The sequence below is a fragment of the Amycolatopsis sp. NPDC003861 genome, assembly GCF_053605405.1.
Genome location: NZ_JBSGJD010000461.1, coordinates 1 through 3,440 on the forward strand (window position 1 = coordinate 1; position 3,440 = coordinate 3,440).

Annotated in this window: 1 protein-coding gene; it reads right to left on the bottom strand. The window is 76.0% G+C overall.

The annotated features are described in order from the left end of the window. Positions 1–3,419 (bottom strand): acyltransferase domain-containing protein (locus ACWEVN_RS47245; protein ID WP_452055627.1); only part of this gene is annotated, 3,419 nt, incomplete at its 3' end. Positions 3,420–3,440 lie beyond the last annotated feature (21 nt).

A 3,440-nucleotide genomic window follows, 5' to 3' on the forward strand; every position in this document is an offset into this window, starting at 1 on the left:
TGGACCACGGCGGTCAGCGGGTGCTCGGCCGGGATTCCGGCGAGGACCGCGGCCACCGCGTCCCGGTCGGCCGCATCGCCCGCCACGACGTGCACCTGCGCGCCCAGTTCGGTCAGCTGCCCCACCAGGTGCCGCGCTTCGGCGGTCGCGGGACCGCCGCGGCTGAGCAGGACGAGGTGCCGCACCCGGTGCCGGGCGGCCAGGTGCCAGGCCAGCAGCCCGCCGAGGGTGCCGGTGCCGCCGGTGATCAGCACCGTGCCCTCCGGGTCCAGCCGCCGTGGGAGCCGCAGCACGACCTTGCCGACGTGCCGGGCCTGGCTCATGAACCGCAGTGCCTCGGGCGCCCGCCGGATGTCCCGGACGGTGACCGGCAACGGGGTCAGTTGCCCGCTTTCGAACAGCGTCACCAGCTCGCGCAGCAGCTCCCGGATCCGGTCCGGCCCCGCCGACCGGCCCAGGTCGTAGGCCTGGTAACGGATTCCGGGGTGGGCCGCCGCCACGGCCGCGGCGTCGCGGAGGTCGGTCTTGCCCAGCTCCAGGAACCGGCCACCGGGCGCCAGCAGGCCGAGCGAGGCGTCGGCGAGGTCGCCGGTCAGCGAGTTGAGCACGACGTCGACCTCGCCGAACCGGCCGGCGAACTCCGCCGACCGGGAGCCGGCGATGTGCGATTCGGCCAGGCCCTCGGCGCGCAGCACGTCCTGCTTGGCCGGGCTCGCGGTCCCGAACACCTCCGCCCCGAAGCAGCGGGCCAGCCGCACCGCGGCCAGGCCCACCCCGCCGGTCGCGGCGTGCACCAGCACCCGGTCCCCGGCCCCGACGCCGCTCAGGTCCCGCAGGCCGTACAGGGCGGTCAGGAACGCGATCGGCACCGAAGCGGCCACCTCGAACGACCAGCCGGCCGGCACCTCGGTGACCAGCCGCTCGTCGGTCACCACCACGGGGCCGAACCCGCCGGCCGCGCCGTCGAGGATGCCCATCACGCGGGTTCCCGCGCGCAGCCCGGAAACCCCGGCGCCGGTCTCGGTCACGATCCCGGCGAACTCGCCACCGATCCCCTCCTGGCCGGGCACCATGCCCAGCGACACCAGGACGTCGCGGAAGTTGACCCCCGCCGCGCGCACCTCGACCCGCACTTCGCCGTCTCCCAGCGGCCGCAGCACCTCGGGGCACGGCACCGGCCGCAGGCTTTCGAGCGTGCCGTCGCCCGTGCTCTCCAGCCGCCACGCCGGATCGTCCGGCAGCACCGGTTCCGCGGTGACGCGGGCCAGCCGCGGCAGCAGCACGGTGCCGCCGCGGATCGCCGCCTGCGGCTCCCCGGAAGCGACCACCGCCGGCAGCATCGCCCGGGCTTCCGGGCCGTCCACATCGGCCAGCACGAGCCGGCCCGGGTGCTCCGACTGCACCGACCGCACCAGTCCCCACACCCCGGCCGGCACCGGATCGCGGACGAGCTCGCCGTCGCGGGCCGCGACGGCGCCTTCGGTCACCACCACGAGCCGGGTGCCGGTTTCCGGGGCGTCGAGCCACTTCTGCACTTCGGTCAGGACGTGCCCCACCGCGGCGCGCAAGGGGGCGGACGGCACGTCCAATACCGTCCACAATGGCGGGTCGGTGACGGCGGGAAGCGCCGCCGGAACCCAGTCGGTCCGGAAGAGGGCGCCACCGGTCAGGGCAGCGCCGGACCCGACCGGTCCGGCCGGGCGCAACGTCAGCGAAGAAACGGTGGCGACCGGCGCTCCGGCGCGGTCGGCCACGACCAGCGAGACGTGGTCGGCGGCGGTTCGCGTGGCGTGCACCCGCAGCGCCGACGCGCCCGCGGCGTGCAGCGTCACGCCGGTCCACGAGAACGGCAGGAGGATCGGCCCGTCCGCCGGGCCGGCGGAGGCGGCGAAGCCGGTGCTGTGCAGCGCGGCGTCGAGCAGGGCCGGGTGCAGCCCGAACCCGGCCGCGTCGGTGATTCCGTCAGGCAGCGCGACCTCGGCGAAGACCTCGTCGCCGCGCGTCCAGACCTGCCGCAGGCCCCGGAACACCTCGCCGTACTCGAGGCCGGTGCCGGCCAGGGTGTCGTAGAAGCCGGCGAGGTCGGCTCGCTCGGCGTCCGGCGGCGGCCACTGCGCCAGGTCGAAGGCCGCGGCCGGCGCGACGGCGGTCAGCGTGCCCGCGGCGTGCCGCGTCCACCGTCCGCTGTCGTCGGCGTCGTCGCGGCTGTGGACGCGGACGGCCCGGCGTCCGGCCGCATCGGCGTCGTCGACCACGACCTGCAACCGCACCGCACCTTCGGCCGGCAGCACCAGCGGTGTCTCGACCACGAGTTCCTCGACGACCGGGCAGCCCGCTTCGTCGCCGGCGCGGACGGCCAGTTCGAGGAACGCCGTCCCGGGCAGCAGCACCACGCCGGCGACGGCGTGCCCGGCCAGCCACGGGTGCGACCGCGTGGAGATGCGCCCGCTGAGCACCACGCCGCCGCCGTCGGCCAGTGGCAGGGCCGCGCCCAGCAGCGGGTGGGCCGGGGAGCTCAGGCCCGCGGTCGAGACGTCGCCGGCCGGGTCGGGGATGTCGAGCCAGTAGCGCTGGTGCCGGAAGGCGTAGGTGGGCAGGCCGACGTGCTCCGCCGGCCGGTTCGTGGTCCAGGTGACCGGAATCCCCCGGACGTGCACCTCGGCCAGGCTGGTCAGCAGGCGCCGCAGTCCGCCGTCGTCCCGGCGCAGTGTCCCGGTGACCACCGTGGCGACGTCGTGGCCGTCCAGGACTTCCTGCACCGCCGTGGTCAGCACCGGGTGCGGGCTCACCTCGACGAACGCCCGGTGTCCCTGCGCCACCAGCGCCTCGACGGCCGGGCCGAAGCCGACCCGGTGGCGCAGGTTGCGGTACCAGTACTCCGCGTCGAGCTCCGGGCCGTCGAGCCACGCCTGCGTGACCGTCGACCACATCGGCACCTGCGCGGGCCCCGGCCGGATCGCGGCCAGGGTCCGCGGCAGCTGCTCGCGCAGTACTTCGACGTGGCGGGTGTGGGAGGCGTAGTCCACCGGGATCATCCGGGCCCGCACCCCGTCGTTCTCGCACGCGGCCCGGACCTCGGCCAGTGCGCCGGGGTCGCCGGCCACCACCACCGAGGCCGGGCCGTTGACGGCCGCCACTTCCACGCGGCCGTCCCACGCCCGCACCCGGGCCCCGGCCTGGTCCGCCGGCAAGCCGAGCGACAGCATTCCGCCGCGTCCGGCCAGCGACTCCGCGATGGCCTGGCTCCGCAGCGCCACCACCTTCGCCGCATCCTCCAGCGACAACGCCCCGGCCACGCAGGCGGCCGCGATCTCCCCTTGGGAATGGCCGATCACGGCGTCCGGGGTCACCCCGAACGACCGCCACACCGCGGCCAACCCCACCATCACCGCGAACGAAGCCGGCTGCACCACGTCCACCCGATCCAGCTCGAGGCCGTC